This window comes from Fictibacillus macauensis ZFHKF-1, from assembly GCF_000269865.1.
Taxonomy (GTDB): Bacteria; Bacillota; Bacilli; order Bacillales; family Fictibacillaceae; genus Fictibacillus_C; species Fictibacillus_C macauensis.
The window spans coordinates 43221-63185 of the sequence record NZ_AKKV01000025.1; the positions used below are offsets into that span (position 1 = coordinate 43221).

Consider the following 19965-nt stretch of genomic DNA (forward strand, 5'->3'; position numbering starts at 1 on the left):
AAAATTACACGCTATATGATTAATGTTTCATGGGCTTAATGACCGGAAAAAACCCCGGAAAGAATCTTTCCGGAGTTCGCTTCCTTCACACATTACTTCGCTGCTTTTACTGCTTCAATCGCCGCTTCATAATTCGGGTGATCTGTTACTTCGTTCACATACTCAACATACGTAACCACATCCGAGCTATCGACTACGAATACAGCACGAGCTAATAAACGAAGCTCATTAATTGCTACGCCAAACGCAGTACCAAAAGATAAGTCGCGGTGATCCGATAACGTTTGTACATTATCAACACCTGCAGCTCCACACCAACGCGCTTGCGCAAATGGAAGGTCAACAGAAACCGTTAATACCTTTACGTTATCTAATTTCGCTGCTTCTTCATTAAAACGACGTGTTTGCGCATCACAAACACCTGTATCTACAGATGGCACAACCGAAATTAAACGTACAGATCCTTTTGAATCAGCTAATGTCACTTCTGACATGTTGTTTGCCAGTACTTTAAAATCTTTTGCAACATCGCCAACTTTTACTTGTTGTCCCGCTAATGTAACGGGTTGTCCTTTAAATGTTACTCCCATGAAACATCCTCCTTATAATTCATATGTACAAATTCATAATAAAGCTAAGCAACAAAATGTGCAAACATAAGAGAAATCATTTTAAAAAATGATAGAGAAATGTGTAGTAGGATCAAAGGGGAACAACAAGGGGCCGTCGAGGTTTATGATATAAAAAAAAGATTGAATAAACTTCAATCTTAGCGTATTATTAAGAGGTCATGCGTATTTTTTAGGGGAAAATATTATAATAATCCGTATTATAATTATAGGCTAAAACATACGCATTTGTCAATCCCCTTATTACTCACTTTTTAAAGGAGTGTATGCGATGAATGATGATGTAAGGCAAGAACAAAAAAAGATAGATGCAGTATTACAAACACTCACAGAAGAAATTAACCGTTTAGAAGGCGAAACATTCACACGAAAAAAAGAAATTATTCAGATTCGTAAACATTTTTGGGATGAAATTAAAGTGAATACAGATACGTTTGATGATTATCTTGAAACAATGATTGGATTAAGACAAGAGGCAATGGCCTTATCTGTAACACAAAGCACGCATCGCCACGCTTCAAATCGCCTTTCCACGCTAAAACGAATGAAGGACGCACCTTATTTCGGCCGCATCGATTTCATAGAAGATGGAGCATCTACTCCAGAAGCAATTTATATTGGTATTTCTACACTAAGTGATGCTAATCATGAAGATTTCTTAATTTATGATTGGCGAGCTCCCATTTCTAGTATCTATTACGATCATCAACCAGGAAGAGCACATTATGGAACACCTGAAGGCAATATTCACGGCGTATTGAAGAAAAAGTGGCAATACCTGATTGCTAATGGTCAACTTCAGTCTATGTTTGATACGAGTTTAACCATCGGTGATGAAATCTTAAAACAAGTTCTTGGTCAGGGTAACAATCCTTATATGCAAAGTATTGTAGCGACGATTCAACAAGAGCAAAATGAAATCATTCGCCATGATTCTAAAAAATTACTGCTCGTTCACGGTGCAGCTGGTAGCGGTAAAACGTCAGCTGCGCTGCAAAGAATTGCGTATTTGCTTTATAAGTATCGTGACACACTAAGTGCGAATCAAATTGTTTTATTTTCTCCGAATTCAATTTTTAACGATTACGTGTCTAATGTCTTACCAGAGCTCGGTGAAGAAAACATGCAACAAGTGACCTTTCAAGACTATTTACACCATCGACTACGTCATGATGTTTCCATTGAAGATCCATACGAGCAATTAGAATATTGTTTAACAGCATCAAATAGCTCGTCACTTCAAACGCGAATTGCTAGCATACAATTCAAAGCCTCGCCCCATTTTTTCCATGCGATTCACCGTTATATCGATTCACTTCTACAATCTGGCATGATCTTTAAAGACATTTCGTTTAGAGGAGAATCCATTGTAACGGCTCAACAAATCGCTGATACATTCTATCGTAGTGATGGCACAACTTTCTCGAACCGTCTGGAAGATGTAACAAATTGGCTCACAAGACTTGTGAAGAAAGCGGAGATCGCACAACGACACTTACCATGGGCAGCAGAGGAAATAGAGCTTCTTTCAAACGAAACATACCATAAAGCACATGCTTATTTAGCAAAAAAACAAGGATTTCACAGAGAGGCTATTAGCGATTATGAAATGGACCCTGAAGCGCTCACTCAACTGATTGTTCAGCAAAAATTTAAACCGTTACGTCAACACATTCTCCGTTTTCAGTTTATCGATTTCAAAGCACTTTACGCACAGTTTTTTAATGATTCATCCGAAGGTAAACAGTGGCTAACAGAAGATGTTCCGAAGTGGGGAGAGATTTGCCAAGCAACGCTTAACATGCTACATCAGGGAAAACTCTTGTATGAAGATACAACACCGTTCCTATTGTTAAAAGAAATGATTCAAGGATTCGAGGCCAATCGGTCGATTAAACACATTATTATAGATGAGGCACAAGATTATTCTCCCTTTCAATTTGAATATATTAAGCGCTTGTTTCCTAAAGCAAAAATGACCGTTTTGGGTGACTTTAACCAAGCCATCTTTGCACATGCTAGCGAAGCAGATGACTTTCACATGCTACGTAGCATCTATGGACCAGACGAGACTTTTCGTATTCATTTAACCCGCAGCTATCGGTCTACTAAAGAAATCATCGAGTTCACATCCCAACTTATTCCGCATGGCAAAAAAATTATTCCATTTAATCGCCATGGTCAGCGTCCTCACTTTGAGCAAGTGAAAGACACAGCAGAATTGCACACACGTATTACCGCTTCCGTTAGGAAACTACAACAACAAGGCTATACTAGTATCGCAATTATTTGCCAATCTGCGAAAGAAAGTGCTGAGGCGTACGATGCTTTAACTACTTTGACAGGGCGAAAGCTCCTACAAACACATTCAACACACTATGAGCAAGGGATCGTCATCATTCCTGCTTATTTAGCAAAAGGAATTGAATTTGATGCTGTTATTATTTATAATGCCTCTTACTCAAATTACGCTCATGAACAGGTGCGCCGCCTATTTTACACGGCTTGTACGCGCGCTATGCATGTTCTTCAGTTGTATAGTGTTGGTGAGCCAAGTCCCTTTTTACAATCTGCGCAGCGCAGTGGATTTCTTCAATAACAAAAAAGCTGTTCGTTCCTTTTTAGGATCGAACAGCTTTTTTCGTTTCGCCTGGTTAGTTAAATGGGTTATCGTCTGTACGATGACGCTCATGTGTGTTCCGTCCATCACGGTGGCGATTGTTCATCATTTGTTGGATTTTTTCCACAACGGCTGGTGCTAAATCAAGCAAACGCTCGTATAAATGCGTGCTATTGTCTAAATGTATGGTTTTAATTCCTGAAGAACCAACAATTAAGAACGCGATCGGTGTAATGGAGACGCCTCCACCACTTCCGCCTCCAAATGGAAGCTCAACCGCATGTTGGTTCGTATGTTGTGAAGCATCATCAGAAGCACCGCCTCCAAATTCACTTCCACCTGCCGCAAAGCCAAACCCTACTTTTGAGACCGTAAGGATGACACTGCCATCTGGTGTTTCGACCGGATCGCCAATAATTGTATTCACGTCGATCATATGTTTTAAATTTTCCATCGCATTTTTCATTAAGCCTTCAATCGGATGCTCGGACATGGGATGTTCCTCCTGAACTAGTGTAATTTTTCATTTTTTTCTTTTCATCAGAGCGCATGCGTCTCCAATGTTTAAGAATCTGAAACATGACGGTCATAGCATGCCCGATTTTAAAGGAAACCATACAGCTAATTCTCGTTTCAGTATACATCCCTTGATAAACCGGCGTAATCATGACATTTTTTACATTTTTCAATTGAACAAACCGTGATAATACGCCAAGACTATTGCTTTTAACGCTCCAAAGCACCCCGACGGCTGTTGCCGTATGACAGGCATCTCCTAGCCCAAATCGTGATTGCCACTCTACATCTGAGACGTTCACTTTTTGTAAAAATCTTCGGAAAATTTTATAAAAGCCTTGAACATGAAAAAGAAACTTTTTAAAGTCTCGCAAGCTTCGTTTAATACTTCGAGGCGTAATATCCTCTTCTTTCGCTGAAGTTCCGGCATTGCTTTTTGTTTTCTTTTTCACTTCAATCTTTTGTTCAGTCGGCTTAACTTTAACGACTGGTAATGTATACGTATAATGAAGCCACTTCCATAACACGAGTTTCACACGTAAAAAATCATCATCTTTTTTATGCGCATACACGAACGAAAGGTGAATGCTTGAGAAATATAAAACGCAAAGCAAAAGCACAACACAACCAACAACAATAGCAAAAATAAACATACCCCTCCGTCCTTTCTCCTACCAGTATGGACGACGTGTACGATCTTCAAACCTATAATATACCGTCCAAAAAAGGAATTAGTAAGACAAAAGCCGAAGTGAAATACTAGGATGGATGATTACAATACGATGAGAAGGAGGGAGAGACCCCTTATGAACAACGAACGAAAGAACTTATATTTCTTTTACCGTCAAACAGAGGAAGTTCTCCAGAAAATCACACCCCTTATTTCCCTCGCTAAACAGCACGGTTTTACGATTGTAGACGACGCGCAGAGCGCCAACGTCATCGTGGCGATTGGTGGCGATGGAGCCTTTTTGCAAGCGGTACGCAAAACAGGCTTTCGCAATGATGCGTTATATGTTGGAATGAGCACGGGAGAGCTAGGCTTTTATTGCGACTTTACGATTGAAGATCATGAAGGGCTTCTTCATGCGATGAAAAGTGAAAATATTGAAGTTCGAAAATACCCAACGTTAAAAGTTACAATTGATGAAGAAGACACAACCTTTCACTGTTTAAATGAATGCAGCATTCGCTCTTCTGTTATTAAAACGTTTGCGATGGATGTCTTTATTGATGATTTATATTTTGAAACCTTTCGAGGCGACGGCATGATCGTATCTACACCTACTGGCAGTACCGCTTATACAAAATCTCTAAACGGTAGCATCGTCGATCCAATGCTTCGTTGTTATCAAGTGAGCGAGTTAGCTTCGTTAAATAACAATCATTATCGAACGCTCGGTTCTTCATTTTTATTAAGCGATCAACGCAAATTAACGTTTAAAATTCAACAAGAAAATAGCCAATTTCCGATTATCGGCATGGATAATGAAGCGTTAAGTAGCAAACATTCAGAAGTCATTTCTTTTCAATTAAGCGATGTAGTCATTAAAACCGTTAAATTAAAAAATAATTCATTTTGGCATAAAGTGAAACGAAGCTTTCTCTAATATAAAGGGGCTGGGACATAAACAGCTTTAACACATAAAAAATGGCTTCATCATCCGTTACGGTGATCAAGCCATTTTCTTCATGTCGCTCGTTCGTTTGATTTTAGATTGTCTTGCGTATATAACCATCCATCGAATACACCCATGCAAGCTCTTCTGTAATCGCACGCAGACCAGCTCCGTTCGCGCACACACGAGCCTTCGATTCGCGCGCAAGAGCCTTCGATTTGCGCGCAGACCAGCTCCGTTCGCGCGCACGAGCCTTCGATTCGCGCGCAGACCAGGTCCATTCGCGCGCACGAGCCTCCGATTCGCGCGCAGACCAGGTAAATTGCCTCCAGTAACGTAGGTAAGGAATGAAAAAGAGAGAAACTAAAGAAATAATCTCGTAAACGCGCTCAAAAAAGAGAAAAATAGCGTAAAAGCTCTTCAATGATGGCGAAAAGAGTGAAGCGCACAAAAAATTCTGCTTTGCGCGCAGCGGAACGACTCGCACGCAACCAAGTCAATTATCCCGCTTGCGCCACAAAACAGAGGAAGTATTGTGTCCCAAGTCCTTGCCTTTACCGCAAAAGTGCCTGCTCTCGCTTATATACGATTGTGTTATTAACAATCGTATACATAACGTTAGCTTTGACAATCTCGTCCACATGACACTGTAACAAATCACGATCAAACACCGTAAAATCAGCGTCATAGCCTGCTTTAATATAACCTCGATCCTTTTCATGACCAATGCTATAGGCACTTCCTGATGTATACAAGGACACAGCTTCAAACGGCGTTAAACATTCTTGAGGTTCATAACCCCCATGTTGATCATATGGACGCTTCCGTGTAATCGCCGCATAAATGCCTTCAAGTGGGTTTGCGCTCTCGATGGGTGCATCAGATCCTCCCGCACAATGAAGCCCATGAGCTAATAGCGTTTTAAAAGCAAAGGCATACGGCGTTCGCTCTGGACCAAGCCGTTTCGCTAACCACGGAAAATCTGATGTAACAAAGCTAGGTTGTACATCAATAATTAAAGGTAGTTGTTGCATTTCTTGTAGCAGTTGATCAGACACGAGCCCCGCATGAATGACACGATCTCGCAGCGAAGACGTTGGTGGATGTTCCCTGAGTGCTTTAAGCACATAAGAAAGAGAGCGATCGCCAATGGTATGAATGGCAACAGCCATCCCTCTTTTTCGAGCCTTCTGAACAAGCATGCTTAATTCTTCCTCTGTATGAATAGCTACCCCAGACGTTGTAGGATCATCTTCATACGGCTGCTCTAATAACGCTGTCCGTCCGCCAAAGGCACCATCACTAAAAATTTTCATCGCCCCTCCTTCTAAATACGGAGACGACGCTTTCTTACTCTGACAATAATCATCCACTACGCGATGATGAATCAATAAATGAATGTTAAAAGGAATGTTAGCTGTGAGAAAAAAACGTTCAAACGCTGCATACGTTCGTTCAAAACCACCATAGTAAGATAAATCCTCTGTATGGCACCCTGTTAATCCATAGGAGATGAGCTTGCTAATGCCAGCATGCAAAGCATGATCCAAATAGGCAGGCGATGGCTTTGGAATGACGCGCTTGACAAGATCTCCAGCACCATCTAATAACAGTCCTGTCGCTTCACCACGTTCATTCCGAACAATCACTCCTCCTTCTGGCTGCGGTGTTTCCTTCGTAATACCCGCTAGCTGCAGGGCTTGCGAATTCACAATAAAGGAGTGTCGACAGATCCGCGATAAAAAAATCGGATGTTTTGTGGACAGCGCATCCAACGCCTGAAGCGTTGGAATAGCCGCATCTGGAAACTGATTTTCATTCCACCCTTCACCAATAATCCATGTCCCCTCAGGAGCAGCACTTACTTCTCTTTTCAAATAGTGAAGCATGCTCTCTTGGGAAGTAAAAGCCGATAAATCACGGGATATTAACGTTTCACCAAACCCAATTAAATGCATATGACTGTCTACGAAACCCGGAAACATCGTATGACCACAAAGATCTACTTCTTCTGTTAGTTCCTCCTGAAAAGTGGACACTAGCTCCTTCTTGCTACCAGTAGCAACGATTTTCCCCTCTGACACATAGACCGCTTCCACAATTGAACCAGTAGCCTCCATCGTATAAATTGTTCCGTTGCTATATAAAGTCCCCATGCAAACACTCCTCCAAAAAAAAATGGAAAAAGAGAGGGCAAGCCCACTCTTTTTTTGTATTAGATCCCTTCTTGTTGTCGAAGTTCAATCCGTCGAATTTTCCCTGATGTTGTTTTCGGTAAATTTTCTACAAATTGAATTTGGCGCGGATATTTATACGGTGCCGTTAACGTCTTCACATGATTCTGTAGAGCTTTTACTAAGTCTTCTGATGGCGTTACATCATCCTGTAAAATAACGTACGCTTTAACAATATGGCCACGCACCTCATCTGGGCTTGCAACGACTGCACATTCTTTAACACTCTGATGCTTAATTAAGGCATCCTCGACTTCAAAAGGACCGATTGTATAACCGGAACTAATGATAATATCATCGCCACGACCTTCGAACCAAAAGTAACCCTCTTCGTCTTTTTTCGCTTGATCGCCTGTAACATAATAATCTCCACGAAAAGCACGACTCGTACGTTCAGGATCCTTGTAATAATGTTTGAAAAGAGCTGGAGAATCTTTATGAACGGCAATATCGCCCACTTCTCCAACGGCAGCGATTGCCCCATGCTCATCAATGATTTCAACGATATTTCCTGGTGTTGGTTTACCCATTGATCCCGGGCGTAGCGGCATACCATCCATCATACCGACAAGCAACGTGTTTTCAGTTTGTCCATACCCGTCACGCACGGTCACATCAAAATAGCGCTGAAAGGTAGCAATTACTTCTCGATTTAATGGCTCCCCAGCAGAAACAGCACTACGTAGCTTCGGTAAAGCATACGCATTCAGATTATCTACTTTTGCCATAATGCGGTATTCCGTCGGTGTGCAACATAAGACGGAAATGTCTTGTTGCTGTAGGAGCGTTAAATACACGTGAGGATCAAATTTACCATGATACACGAATCCTGTGGCTCCACATCCTAAGACTGAAAGAAATGGCGTCCAGATCCACTTTTGCCAACCAGGTCCTGCCGTTGCCCACACAATATCTTCTTCCGTTATGTTAAGCCAACCTTTTGCAGCTGTTCGTAAATGTGCATATGCCCAACCATGCGTATGAACAGCCGCTTTTGGCAGTCCTGTTGTTCCGGATGTATACGAAAGAAAAGCCATATCATCGCTTTTGGTCGCTTCTCCCACATATTCCGTATCTTCTTGACTTGCTAAATTCCTTAATGATTGCCAGTTTTTAAGCGTTCCACTCGACAAAAGTTTATACGATAGTGTCGGAAGTTCTTCATTGATGGCTTCCACACCTTCCGTAAAAGCCTCATCACAAATAATGGCTTTTGCTTCACTGTGAACGATGCGATAGCTAATATCTTTCGGACGTAACATTTCAGAAGAGGGAATGACGACAATCCCTGCCTTTAAACAGGCTAAGTAGATCACATACGTTTCAATTTTTCGGGGCATCATAATGAGCGCTTTATCCCCTTTTTGTAGACCCAGCTTTCGTAAAGCTAACGCGGTTTGGTTACAGCGCTGAAACAGCGCATGATATGTAATGTCTTCGGTATCACCTTGTTCATTTCTCCACATAAGCGCAATTCGTTGTGTATTCTCACTAAATTGTTCCATTTCAGTTGTTACATTATAAAATGGTGGTGCCTCTAGAGGTGCTACGTTCTTCAATGTCATTCCTCCCTTATTTTTACCAATCCTCCTTAATTATACTATATTTTTAGAAAATTTGTACATTAAAGGAGTGGACAGCGCCCACTCCTTAAGCAATAGATATGAAATTATTATTCCTTGTGACCGCCAAGCTGTTGCTGACTCATTGCTACGAGTCGTTTCGTAATTTCTCCACCAACTGATCCATTTGAACGTGAACTGTTCTCTGGGCTAAGGTTTACTCCTAGCTCCATTGCGATTTCATATTTCAATTGATCAATCGCTTGTTCTACACCAGGTACGACTAACTTGTTTGATTGGCTCATTGTCTTCACCTCCTGTACGTATAGAATGTGATGAAGAGCGTCGTTCAAACCGTGGTAAATATTAATTGCTGTGGCAGAAAAAAACCTGCAGTAGAAAACATCTGCAGGTTAGAAAAGGTTTGTAAACTCATCGTCTTTATTTGTTGCTTCTTCAAAAAGGACCGTTTCAATCGTGGCCACAGCTTCTTCGATAAGCTCTTCCATATTTTCGATTTTTTGCTCAAATAACTGAGCCTTATCACGACGTGGCTTTGTTTTAGGAGCAGCTGGCACAAAAATTGTACAGCAATCTTCATACGGACGAATGGAAATATCATACGTACCGATTTTTTGAGAAATATCAATAATTTCTAATTTATCCATCGTTACAACAGGACGAATGATCGGTAAGTTTGTTACTTCATTAATGGTATTCATGCTATACATCGTTTGGCTTGCTACTTGACCTAAGTTTTCACCGTTCGCGATTGCCATAGCATTGCGTTCTTCAGCAATGCGTTCCGTAATGCGCAACATCATACGACGCATAATCGTCATGCTATAGCTAGCAGGTATTTTTTCTTTAATAATCTGTTGAATTTTCGTAAAAGAAACGATATGCAGCTTTAATTTTCCGCCAAAGCGTGTCAGCTCTTGCATTAAATCTTCTGCTTTTTGACGAGCACGTTCACTCGTAAACGGCGGGCTATGAAAATGAACAGCCTCAAGACGAACACCGCGCTTCATCGTTAAATAACCAGCAACCGGGCTATCAATGCCACCGGAAAGCATGAGAATGGCTTTTCCACCAACACCGATCGGTAAGCCGCCTGCTCCTGGGAACGTTGAACAGCTAATGAATGTACCGTTGTCTTTTACTTCTACTTTTACTTCTACATCTGGTTTATGCACATCAACCGTGATGTCTTCTGTTGCGCGTAAAATATGACCTCCGACTTCGCGATTGAGCTCCATCGTACCGACAGGGAAGCTCTTATTACTTCGCTTCGCTGCAACTTTAAAGGTCTTTGCTGTACCGCGTGCTTCTGTAAAAGCTGCTAGCGCACCTTCTAATATAGCGGAAAGATCATTTTCGGTATGGATCGCTAAACTAATGGCGTGAATCCCAAATACTTCTTGCAGTTTTTGAATCATTAGCATATGATCTTCCCCATTGATTTCAACAAGAATGCGATCATACGATTTGACAACAACTGCTTGTTTAAAAGGCGCTAATTTTTTGCGGACCGTTTCGCGAAGCTGGCTTTCAAAATGTCTTCTGTTTTTACCTTTCAGTGATAATTCACCAAAACGAATAACGATATGATTATATTGCATATGATTACCTCATGATTTCTTGCAGCTCTGTCACTGCTTTTTTTAATTCTCGAAGCACAATCTCTGCTTCTTCCATCGTATTTTCATACGAAAGCGAAAGGCGAATAGCGGAACTTGCTCGTTTTTCTTTCATGCCCATTGCCAGAAGAACGCGGCTGGCACCCGTTTGCTTCGATGCACAAGCTGAACGCGTTGAAACGTAAATCTCTTTTTGATCTAATGCATGTATAAGCACTTCAGGCTTCACATCTTCAACTGAAAAATTTAAGATGTGTGGTGCACATTGTGTCTTTGGTGTGTTAATGACAACACTAGGCAACTTTTCTAACTCATCACGCATGTAACTTGTAATTTTTTCCATATTACGAACACCAGCATCCATATACTCAAATGTCATGCGCAGTGCCTTAGCAAGTGATACAATTCCAGCCACATTCTCCGTGCCAGCGCGTACACTTCCTTCTTGCTCTCCACCCGTTAAAAGGGGCGATAACAAAACACTTTCTCGCTTATATAGGATACCCGTTCCTTTTAATCCATGCACCTTATGGCCAGAAATCGTACAAAGATCGACGCCTGCTTTCGTAAAGGAAAGCGGCACTTTACCAATTCCTTGAACGTGATCAACATGAAAATAAATCTTTTTGTATTCTTGTAATAGCTTTCCAACTTCTTCAATTGGCCCAATCGTACCCGTTTCATTATTTACAGAAATAAGGGAAACGAGAATCGTATCTTCTCTAATCGCAGCTTTCAGTTCATCAACAGAAATGCGTCCTTCTTCATCAACAGGTAAATAGGTAACATCAAATCCTAGTGTCTCAAGTGCGTGAAATGTTTCAAATGAAGAGGCATGTTCGACAGCACTTGTAATAAGATGCTTACCGCGCGTGGCATATTGCATAGCAACACCCTTAATTGCGGTATTGTTCCCCTCTGTTCCACCGGAAGTAAAGATAATTTCTTGTGGCTTAACGTGTAATAACTGACTAACCGTCTTGCGTGCTTGTTGCAACAAACGTTCTGATTCTCCACCTTTAGAATGAATCGATGAAGGGTTCGCAAAGTACGCTTGTGAGACTGTTACGAACGCATCGAGTACGTCTTTATATGGTTTGGTCGTTGCACTATTATCAAAATAAATCATCTATGTCCCCCACCTCATGGTGTACCTTCTACACATCAGTTTATAATACCATAATTGCGCAATAGAGAAAAAGGGATTTTGTAGGAAGCCATTTTATAGAGTAAAAAAATAAACGGCCCCAGCAACAGGACCGTTCGTTTAACTTAAAACATTTTGTTTTACTTCCATTTCCATTTCTTTCAAAGCGCCTGGTTGCACTTGCTCAATAGCTTCCCCTGCGATCGTTAACGCTTCTTCGTATTGATAATTTCGAAACGCAACTTCCGCCTCAATGAGACGAACGGAAATATCTTCACTTGAACGTCTAAAACGATTACCAAATTGAATGACTTTTTCAGCTAACGTGGACGTTTCAATAATATGAATCGTTTCATGATAACTTTCATCTACGACCGCAACCGCACCTTCTAATGAAGCAAGTACTTTTGACATTTCTAACGGTTTTTCATCCAATCGTTTCGATACGTCGATAATGGCGGCTTCTGCACGTTCAATGGTTGTTAAATAATGCTCCGGCAAGCCTGGTAAGTTACTTTTTTGAACCATTCTTCGCGCTTCTAGTAATTGTTTGCGCAGTCCCTTAAGCTTCTCAATCGTTTGTAACTCATCCTTGCGCATGCTAACTAATTTTTCTTTATAGTTAGTGTTCGACTTCTTCATATCTTCTACTTGAACACCCATTTCCTCCATCATTTCTCGAATCACCGAGTACGATTCTTTCTTTTCCTCAATGGATTGATCAATGAGCGAGTAGCGAGATTGAAGCTTTGCAAACACTTTTTCAAGCTTTTTATATACTTCTATATCCGTATGATCGAGCTGATAGCTTTGTGAAATTTTTGAAGCTTCGGCTTTCATCTCTTCCATATCAAGTTGTAGAGAGGCAAGCGCTCTAAAAATCTCTTCTCGTTCTTTTAACACATATTGCTTCGAAACGACTTCGTTTTCTAACAAATCATAGAGCTGATCAATGCCGGCAGTTAGTTCTTCTACGCCTTTTTGGACGTCTTCTGTCTCAAGCTTGTACAGCTGATCCATTAAATAAGCAATCGCTTCTTCCATTTGCTCTACTTCTTGTTCAATGCCGATATGATCGAGAACATAACCTTGTGTTTCCATATCTAGAAAACCATCATGAACATCTTTGACGCTTTGTGGAATGTCAGATAATAATGTGACGAGAAGCTCTGGTACAGCTTCCATTTTTGCTCGAGCCACTTTTAGTTGGTTAATGCCTTCTACGAGAATCGAACGGGCTTCGAGGTGATTGCCATGTGAGGTCATTTCGTCAAACGTTGAAAAGCTTTCACTAATTGCATCAAACGTTTCTTGAAAAATACTCGCCGTTTTACCGAGCGAGCGTGAATGAGAAAGGAAATATTTCTTCGCTTCGGCAAACTGTTCTTTTGCTTCAATAATATCTTCTCTATTTAATTCTTCACTCGTAATAAGTTCATCAATCTCAGAGGAAATAGCTTTGATTTGCTCTTCAATGCCTTGCATACGCTTTTCGATGTGTCCTAACATTTTAGATGCTTTCTTGAACTTATACTTATCAGCGCATTCTTCAGCATCATATAGCGCCTCTTCGATATCAGGAAGTTTGCTTGTTACGATGTCATCCCAATCGTTTCGCCATGATTCAAACTTCTCTTCTGTTTCTCCCATCATCGTGAGCCCTTTTACTTTTGAGATTTCCTCTGTAAGCGGGCGATTCATAATTTCATTTTTCCACGATTCCATCCGATCAATCTGCTTATAAATTTTCTTTCGAGATAGTGAGCCCATCACTACTGCAATCATTATAACAGCCACTGCGGCAATCATTATGTATATCATAGGAAGCACCCTTTCTTCCTTTCTGCTATATCGCATTTTTTTCTATGTTTTACAAAAGCTTGTCTGTTTGCCTTTAACCTACATTTTTCTCCGTAAAAACAACCTTTTTAGCGTCCGTATTACTATCGACATTTACTGTTTTAATGATAACATGTAAACAAGATTTTTGACTAAAAAAAATGAAAAAAGCGCAATTTATTTTCCAAATTTATCAATGTGCACCATTCCATATAAAGGAGGAAGATCATGAAACCTACTTATGACGGTCACGTCCATACTGCCTTTTGCCCACACGGTTCAACGGATCGCCTTGTGGATTATGTAGAACGAGCTTTGAAGCTTGGCTATACTGGTATTTCCTTTACAGAGCACGCCCCCCTTCCTGAAGGTTTTGTCGATCCTGCTCCTAGTCAAGATTCTGCTATGAAAAGAGAATTCCTTCCTCTTTACTTAGAGGAGGTTGCCAAAGTGAAAACCTATTATCAATCTGCTCTGCAAATTTCCATTGGCTTAGAAGTAGATTATATCGATGGATGGGAGTCTGAAACGACTGCGTTCTTAAATGAGGTCGGTCCTAAACTCGACGATTCCATCTTATCCGTACATTTCCTTGCGCTACACCAAGCCTACTATTGCCTCGATTATAGTGCTGAAGAATTTCAGCACATCGTCGAACAGTTCGGTAGTCTAGCTTTCGTGTATGATGCGTATTTTGCTACCGTCAGTCGCTCCATTACGAGCAACCTCGGTCCTTATAAGCCGAAACGCTATGGTCATATCTCACTTATTCATAAATTCCAGAAAAAGTTCCCATCTCCTCGTTCTTATGAAAAAGAATTTCTAACACTTTTACAACTTGTGAAGACGAGAGGAGAAGAATTAGACTATAACGGCGCCGGCAGTACGAAACCGTACTGTCAAGAAACGTATCCACCACAGTGGGTTGCAAAAGAGGCCGCCAAACAAAAAATCCCTCTTATCTATGGATCAGATGCCCATAGTTTCAAGGGATTACATCAAGGAAGTGATCAATTGTCACCTTGCATTTCACTTAGTATACCACAAACATTACAACGGCAATAAAGGTGCCCCCGCTGCTTGACCGAGGCGACTTTCTTGGCGAACACAGACGGATTGCTCAAGCCATTTATTAATAAACCCAACAAACGATGTTAAAAACAGAGGATCGTGGGGTGCCGCATGAAACACCTCTGCAATATAAAGAGGATGAAGAAACGGCATAATCATTAAATTGCGAAGCTGCAACGTTAATAGCATAACAGGCTGGCGTATAAATTCACGGGTCTTCATCCCTTTTTCAAAAATCGAATCATAAACAAACTTTTCTTTCGTTAAGTAGGTAGTCATCACTTCCCGAACAAGGGTCGAATCGAGTGTCATTTCGCGATGAACGAAACGAGAGAGCTCGGGTTGCTGGAGCTGGTAATGCAACACATGCTCAATCATAACTAAGAGCTGTTCCTTCACGGTTGAAAAGCTATACGAGGAATAGACGGTTTCGATTTTTTGAATATAGCCTTCATAAAATGAGGAAATGAGTTCTTCAAGAAGACCTTGCTTACCGCCAAAATGATACGAAACAAGCGCTATATTTACATTTGCTTTTTGCGCAATTTGGCGCACACTTGTCCCTTTATATCCTTGGTTCGTAAACAGCTGCACGGCTGCTTGAGCAATTTGAATTTTTGTCTCCATTCGAACGTTCGTCATAACATCCGTCACCCTTTCTTCATACTACTTTTTTCTTTGGTAAACGTCATTTCCCTTTACGAATCGCTCGACAAATACATCACTACAGGTGTACTCTTCAACATTTTCTGATAAGATATAAGACGAAAGTCAGCATTTAGAGGGGGATGTTCATGTTTACCGTCGAAAATTACAGCGAGAATCGTGCAGAAAGCTATGAGCTATTGCTCAAGCAGCTTCGTGCTCTTTTAGAGGGAGAAACAAGTATTACGGCTAATTTGGCAAACGCCTCTGCGCTGTTAAATCAATTTTTAAGTAACGTTAACTGGGTCGGTTTTTATGAGTATGAAGAGCTGTCTGATCAGCTTGTACTAGGGCCGTTTCAGGGGTTGCCAGCTTGTGTACGAATTCCGCTTGGTAAAGGGGTTTGTGGAACAGCAGCTGCCAAAAAAGAAACGATCGTTGTTGAAGACGTTCATCAATTCCCAGGACACATTGCGTGCGATGCCGCTTCTCGTTCTGAAATTGTTGTGCCGATCGTAAAAGGTGATCATCTATTTGGTGTGCTTGATATTGATTCTCCGGAAACCGGTCGTTTTGATGAAATTGATCGCGTAGGTCTTGAGCGCTTCGTTGTTGAACTAAATAAACACTTATAATAACCATAAAAATCCGAATGAGAAGCCTACAAAGGCCCACACATTCGGATTTTTTTATGATTTGCTAGTTGCTTTCGTAGTTTGTAACAGTCGGCATATTTTGCAAGGCGGTGAAACCTCGTTCTAAATCTTCCCAAATATCTTGCCACGCTTCTAAGCCAAGTGATAGTCGTAATAAATTCTGACCAATGCCCATTTTCTCACGGTCTTCTTCAGCAACAACCGCATGTGTCATCGTCGCTGGATGCTGAATGAGCGTCTCTGCGTCTCCTAAGCTTACTGCAATCTTTATTAATGAAAGCGCATTCATAAATTGCTGTGCTTCTTCCTTTCCTCCTTTTATTGTAAAGCTAATCATGCCACCACCGCGCTTCATTTGTCGCTGCGCTAACGCGTATTGCGGAAATTGATTATCGCCTGGAAAATAGACGGACTCTATATGTGGATGTCCTTTTAAGAGCGCTGCGATTTTCTCAGCATTTTCGCAATGGCGATCTAACCGTATGGCCAACGTTTTAATGCCGCGTAATAATAACCACGCATCAAACGGCGCCATAACCCCACCAATATCTTTTTGAACGGTTGCGGCGAGCTGCTTCATAACGTCTTCCCGCCCGACAACAATGCCACCAATTACATCACCATGGCCACAAATATATTTCGTCGCACTATGCAAAACAAGATCACACCCAAGTGCTAAAGGTTGTTGTAAATAGGGGGAACAAAACGTATTATCCACAATGACAGGAATCCCTTTTTCCTTGGCAACGTGTGCTACCATTTGTAGATCTACGAGCTTCATCGTCGGATTGATTGGTGATTCTATATAGATGAGTGACGTATTGTGCACAATCGCTTGTTCAATCTCTTCTTTCGTTTCCATGGACAACAGCGAATGGCTAATGTTTAATTTTTCTTCCATATAATGTAGAAGTCCATACGTACAACCGTAGACACCTTCTGAACAGAGAATATGATCCCCTGTTTTCGCAAGTCCTAACAAAACAGCGGAAACAGCTGCCATGCCTGAGGCAAATGCCAAGCCTCGATCGCCGCCTTCAAGCGCCGCCATTCGTTCTTCCAGACAAGCAACCGTTGGATTGCTTAACCGCGAATAAACGTACCCTTGTTCTTGACCAGCAAAGCGCCGTTCTCCGCTTTCTGCACTCGGAAACACAAACGTCGATGTTTGATAAATAGGCACCGCTAAGCTATCGTTATGTTGTGATTGATCATGACCTACATGAATTGCTTTCGTTTCAAAATGTTCGTACTTCATGATTGTTAAACACCCTTTCTAGAATAAATAAACCTTATACCCCTTCTACAAAGCATTGCTTTTCCCCTTTATATTACGCAGCAAAAGTCACGCTTGACTTGCATTGCGAAAAAACATATACTAAAGCTTGTGTAAAATAAAGCGGCACTGTGCTCGTCAGTCGTTTCATTTTGTTACATATCTCATGAACGATATGGTATATCGCGTAGCTTCATAGGCTGCTGAAGTGAAGGTATAGGTCAATAAAATGAGCGGTTGAAAAGAAAACAGTCACTGTTTGTTGTTTTACAAAAAAACAAAACAAGTGAAGGAGGAGTCATTCATGGCTCGATATACAGGTTCTACATGGAAAATCTCCCGTCGTCTTGGGATCTCTCTAAGCGGCACAGGAAAAGAATTAGCAAAGCGTCCTTACGCTCCAGGACAACACGGTCCTAACCAACGTAAAAAACTTTCTGAATACGGTCTTCAACTTCAAGAAAAACAAAAACTTCGTCACATGTACGGAGTAAATGAGCGTCAATTCCGTCGTATTTTTGATGATGCTGGCAAAATGCCTGGGATCCACGGCGAAAACTTCATGATTCTTCTTGAGTCTCGTCTTGATAGCCTAGTTTACCGTCTTGGTTTAGCTCGCACACGTCGTGCAGCTCGTCAATTAGTAAACCACGGTCACGTAACAGTTAATGGAAAACGCGTTGATATTCCTTCATACCGCGCTGTACCAGGTGCTGTAATCGGAGTTCGCGAAAAGTCTCTTAACTTGAGCGCTGTGAAAGAAGCAGTTGAAGTAAACAACTTCGTACCTGACTTCCTAACATTCGACGAAAACAAACTTGAAGGTACATTCACTCGCTTACCAGAGCGTTCTGAATTACCGGCTGAAATTTCAGAGCAATTAATCGTAGAGTACTACTCTCGTTAATCCTTTAAAACCCTTTCGGAGCTTTTGCTCCAAAAGGGTTTTTTTGTGATATTGCTGGAAATTTCCACAGTGCCTGAACTGTTTTTTTACCGTGGCTTTGTGTAACCACAACACTATAAAAAAAGCTACTTAGAGCATCTACACTCTAAGCAGCCTGAGTTCTTAGTATTTCAATAAGAAGTATTTTTTCTTGCCGCGACGTAAAACGATGAAACGATCGTCAATGCGGTGACTTTCACCAACCATTGCATCAAGATCTTGCACGCGCTCTCCATTTACGTAAATCGCTCCGTTCGTTACATCTTCACGCGCTTGGCGTTTTGATGGTGCCACTTTACTAGCAATGAGAAGATCAACGATATTTATGTCTTCTTTTGTAGCCATGTCTACAGATGGAACATCTTTAAAGCCTTGCTCAATTTCAGCACCTGTAAGGTCACTTAGTTGTCCACTGAATAACGCTTGCGAAATTTTCACCGCTTGTTGCAGAGCAGCTTCGCCATGAACGAGCGCTGTTAATTCCTCTGCAAGCGCTTTTTGAGCAGCGCGTTTTTCAGGTGCAGCCGCCACTTCTGCTTGGAGCGCATCAAGCTCTTCTTGGCTTTTGAATGAGAAGTATTTTAAGAACTTCATCACATCACGATCATCTGTGTTAATCCAAAATTGATAAAACTCGTATGGCGTTGTCTTTTCTGGATCCAACCAAATGGCGCCACCTTCTGTTTTACCAAACTTCGTACCATCACTTTTCGTAACGAGTGGAATCGTTAAGCCGAATGCACGCTCTTCTTCCCCTGCTTTACGAATTAATTCAAGACCTGACGTAATGTTCCCCCACTGATCACTGCCACCTAATTGCAATCGACATCCTTCTTGGCGGTATAATTGTAGGAAATCGTATGATTGTAAGATCATGTACGTAAATTCTGTAAAAGAAATCCCCGCTTCTAAGCGTGAACTTACGGAATCTTTTGCAAGCATGTAGTTTAATGGGAAGTACTTCCCAACATCACGCAGAAAATCAATGACATTAATGCCGCCTAACCAGTCATAGTTATTAGCCATTTTTGCTGGATTTTTTGGTGCTTCAAAATCAAGAAACTTTGAAAGCTGTTCTTTAATTCTATCGCTCCAGTCTTGCACAACACTCATTTCATTGAGCGTACGCTCTGCTTTCTTTCCGCTCGGATCGCCAATTAGCCCTGTTCCGCCGCCAACGAGTGGAATCGGTTGATGTCCGGCTTGTTGCAAGCGACGCATCGTCATCACAACGAGTAAATGACCAACGTGTAAGCTATCTGCTGTCGGATCAAATCCACAGTAAAATGGCGTCATTTCCTTTGCTAACTTTTCCTCTAGCCCTTCTCGATCTGTTACTTGATTAATGAGGCCTCTAAACTCTAATTCCTGTAAAATACCCATCACCATACTCCTTTCAAATTTTAAACATAAAAAAAACGCCCCTAAAAAAGGGACGTGATGCACGCGGTACCACCCTTGTTGAAGAACACTGTTCTTCCACTTCGCATTCATAACGGTTTATCACCGTTCTTTTTTACAAGATCTACCTATAAAAAAGAAAGCTCCAAGAGTGTAATTCAGCC

General features: G+C 41.3%; 17 protein-coding genes and 1 other annotated feature (1 of these 18 cut by a window edge). Of the genes, 5 read left to right on the forward strand and 12 right to left on the reverse strand.

Features of this window, described 5'->3' with window-relative positions:
- Window positions 1–92: 92 nt before the first annotated feature.
- Window positions 93–590 (reverse strand): thiol peroxidase, encoded by a 498-nt coding sequence (gene tpx / locus A374_RS09500; RefSeq protein WP_007201986.1) that lies wholly within the window; start codon window positions 588–590, stop codon window positions 93–95.
- 310 nt (window positions 591–900) lie between these two features.
- On the opposite strand from tpx, the gene helD reads away from it, so the two are divergent.
- On the forward strand, window positions 901–3228 hold the full coding sequence (gene helD / locus A374_RS09505) for an RNA polymerase recycling motor HelD (protein WP_007201987.1): 2328 nt from the start codon (window positions 901–903) through the stop codon (window positions 3226–3228).
- 55 nt (window positions 3229–3283) lie between these two features.
- On the opposite strand, the gene ytfJ is transcribed toward helD, so the two are convergent.
- Both ytfJ and A374_RS09515 read right to left on the reverse strand, forming a co-directional pair.
- Window positions 3284–3742 carry a GerW family sporulation protein gene (gene ytfJ, locus A374_RS09510; RefSeq protein ID WP_007201988.1) on the reverse strand — a complete coding sequence of 153 codons (459 nt, stop codon included), beginning with the start codon at window positions 3740–3742 and terminating at the stop codon, window positions 3284–3286.
- Window positions 3723–4418, reverse strand: a complete 696-nt coding sequence (locus A374_RS09515; RefSeq protein WP_007201989.1) for a DUF2953 domain-containing protein — start codon at window positions 4416–4418, stop codon at window positions 3723–3725. The genes ytfJ and A374_RS09515 overlap by 20 nt, the downstream gene beginning before the upstream one ends.
- A gap of 153 nt (window positions 4419–4571) precedes the next feature.
- Here A374_RS09515 and A374_RS09520 point away from each other — a divergent pair, with 153 nt between their 5' ends.
- A complete protein-coding gene (locus tag A374_RS09520; protein WP_007201990.1) occupies window positions 4572–5375 on the forward strand; it encodes an NAD kinase in 804 nt (267 codons plus the stop codon).
- Window positions 5376–5938: 563 nt separating this feature from the next.
- Here the strand turns inward: A374_RS09520 and A374_RS09530 are convergent.
- The 6 genes from A374_RS09530 to ezrA all read right to left on the reverse strand — a co-directional run bounded on the left by A374_RS09530 (window position 5939) and on the right by ezrA (window position 13788).
- Entirely contained in the window at window positions 5939–7540 is a 1602-nt protein-coding gene (locus tag A374_RS09530) for an amidohydrolase (protein WP_007201992.1), read from the reverse strand.
- 59 nt (window positions 7541–7599) lie between these two features.
- Window positions 7600–9183 (reverse strand): acyl-CoA synthetase MbcS, encoded by a 1584-nt coding sequence (gene mbcS / locus A374_RS09535; protein ID WP_007201993.1) that lies wholly within the window; start codon window positions 9181–9183, stop codon window positions 7600–7602.
- A 107-nt stretch (window positions 9184–9290) separates the two neighbouring features.
- Window positions 9291–9485 (reverse strand): alpha/beta-type small acid-soluble spore protein, encoded by a 195-nt coding sequence (locus A374_RS09540; protein WP_007201994.1) that lies wholly within the window; start codon window positions 9483–9485, stop codon window positions 9291–9293.
- A gap of 108 nt (window positions 9486–9593) precedes the next feature.
- On the reverse strand, window positions 9594–10802 hold the full coding sequence (thiI, locus tag A374_RS09545; protein ID WP_007201995.1) for a tRNA uracil 4-sulfurtransferase ThiI: 1209 nt from the start codon (window positions 10800–10802) through the stop codon (window positions 9594–9596).
- Between the two features lie 4 nt (window positions 10803–10806).
- Window positions 10807–11949, reverse strand: a complete 1143-nt coding sequence (locus tag A374_RS09550; RefSeq protein WP_007201996.1) for a cysteine desulfurase family protein — start codon at window positions 11947–11949, stop codon at window positions 10807–10809.
- Between the two features lie 138 nt (window positions 11950–12087).
- Window positions 12088–13788 carry a septation ring formation regulator EzrA gene (gene ezrA, locus A374_RS09555; protein WP_007201997.1) on the reverse strand — a complete coding sequence of 567 codons (1701 nt, stop codon included), beginning with the start codon at window positions 13786–13788 and terminating at the stop codon, window positions 12088–12090.
- Window positions 13789–14034: 246 nt separating this feature from the next.
- Between ezrA and hisJ the strand changes: the two genes are divergently transcribed.
- On the forward strand, window positions 14035–14871 hold the full coding sequence (gene hisJ / locus A374_RS09560) for a histidinol-phosphatase HisJ (protein ID WP_007201998.1): 837 nt from the start codon (window positions 14035–14037) through the stop codon (window positions 14869–14871).
- Here hisJ and refZ read toward each other — a convergent pair.
- Complete coding sequence (gene refZ / locus A374_RS09565) at window positions 14857–15519, reverse strand: forespore capture DNA-binding protein RefZ (RefSeq protein ID WP_007201999.1); 663 nt, start codon at window positions 15517–15519, stop codon at window positions 14857–14859. The two genes, hisJ and refZ, sit on opposite strands and share 15 nt — an antisense overlap.
- A gap of 152 nt (window positions 15520–15671) precedes the next feature.
- Between refZ and A374_RS09570 the strand changes: the two genes are divergently transcribed.
- Window positions 15672–16157, forward strand: a complete 486-nt coding sequence (locus A374_RS09570) for a GAF domain-containing protein (RefSeq protein WP_007202000.1) — start codon at window positions 15672–15674, stop codon at window positions 16155–16157.
- Between the two features lie 64 nt (window positions 16158–16221).
- Here the strand turns inward: A374_RS09570 and megL are convergent, their stop codons facing one another.
- Window positions 16222–17436 carry a methionine gamma-lyase gene (megL, locus tag A374_RS09575; RefSeq protein WP_007202001.1) on the reverse strand — a complete coding sequence of 405 codons (1215 nt, stop codon included), beginning with the start codon at window positions 17434–17436 and terminating at the stop codon, window positions 16222–16224.
- 322 nt (window positions 17437–17758) lie between these two features.
- Between megL and rpsD the strand changes: the two genes are divergently transcribed.
- Window positions 17759–18361: a 30S ribosomal protein S4 gene (gene rpsD, locus A374_RS09580; RefSeq protein WP_007202002.1), complete on the forward strand. Its 603-nt coding sequence runs from the start codon at window positions 17759–17761 to the stop codon at window positions 18359–18361.
- Window positions 18362–18523: 162 nt separating this feature from the next.
- Here rpsD and tyrS read toward each other — a convergent pair whose 3' ends face one another.
- Complete coding sequence (tyrS, locus tag A374_RS09585; protein WP_007202003.1) at window positions 18524–19783, reverse strand: tyrosine--tRNA ligase; 1260 nt, start codon at window positions 19781–19783, stop codon at window positions 18524–18526.
- Between the two features lie 45 nt (window positions 19784–19828).
- Window positions 19829–19965: a binding site (T-box leader), on the reverse strand; it runs 84 nt beyond the window's last position.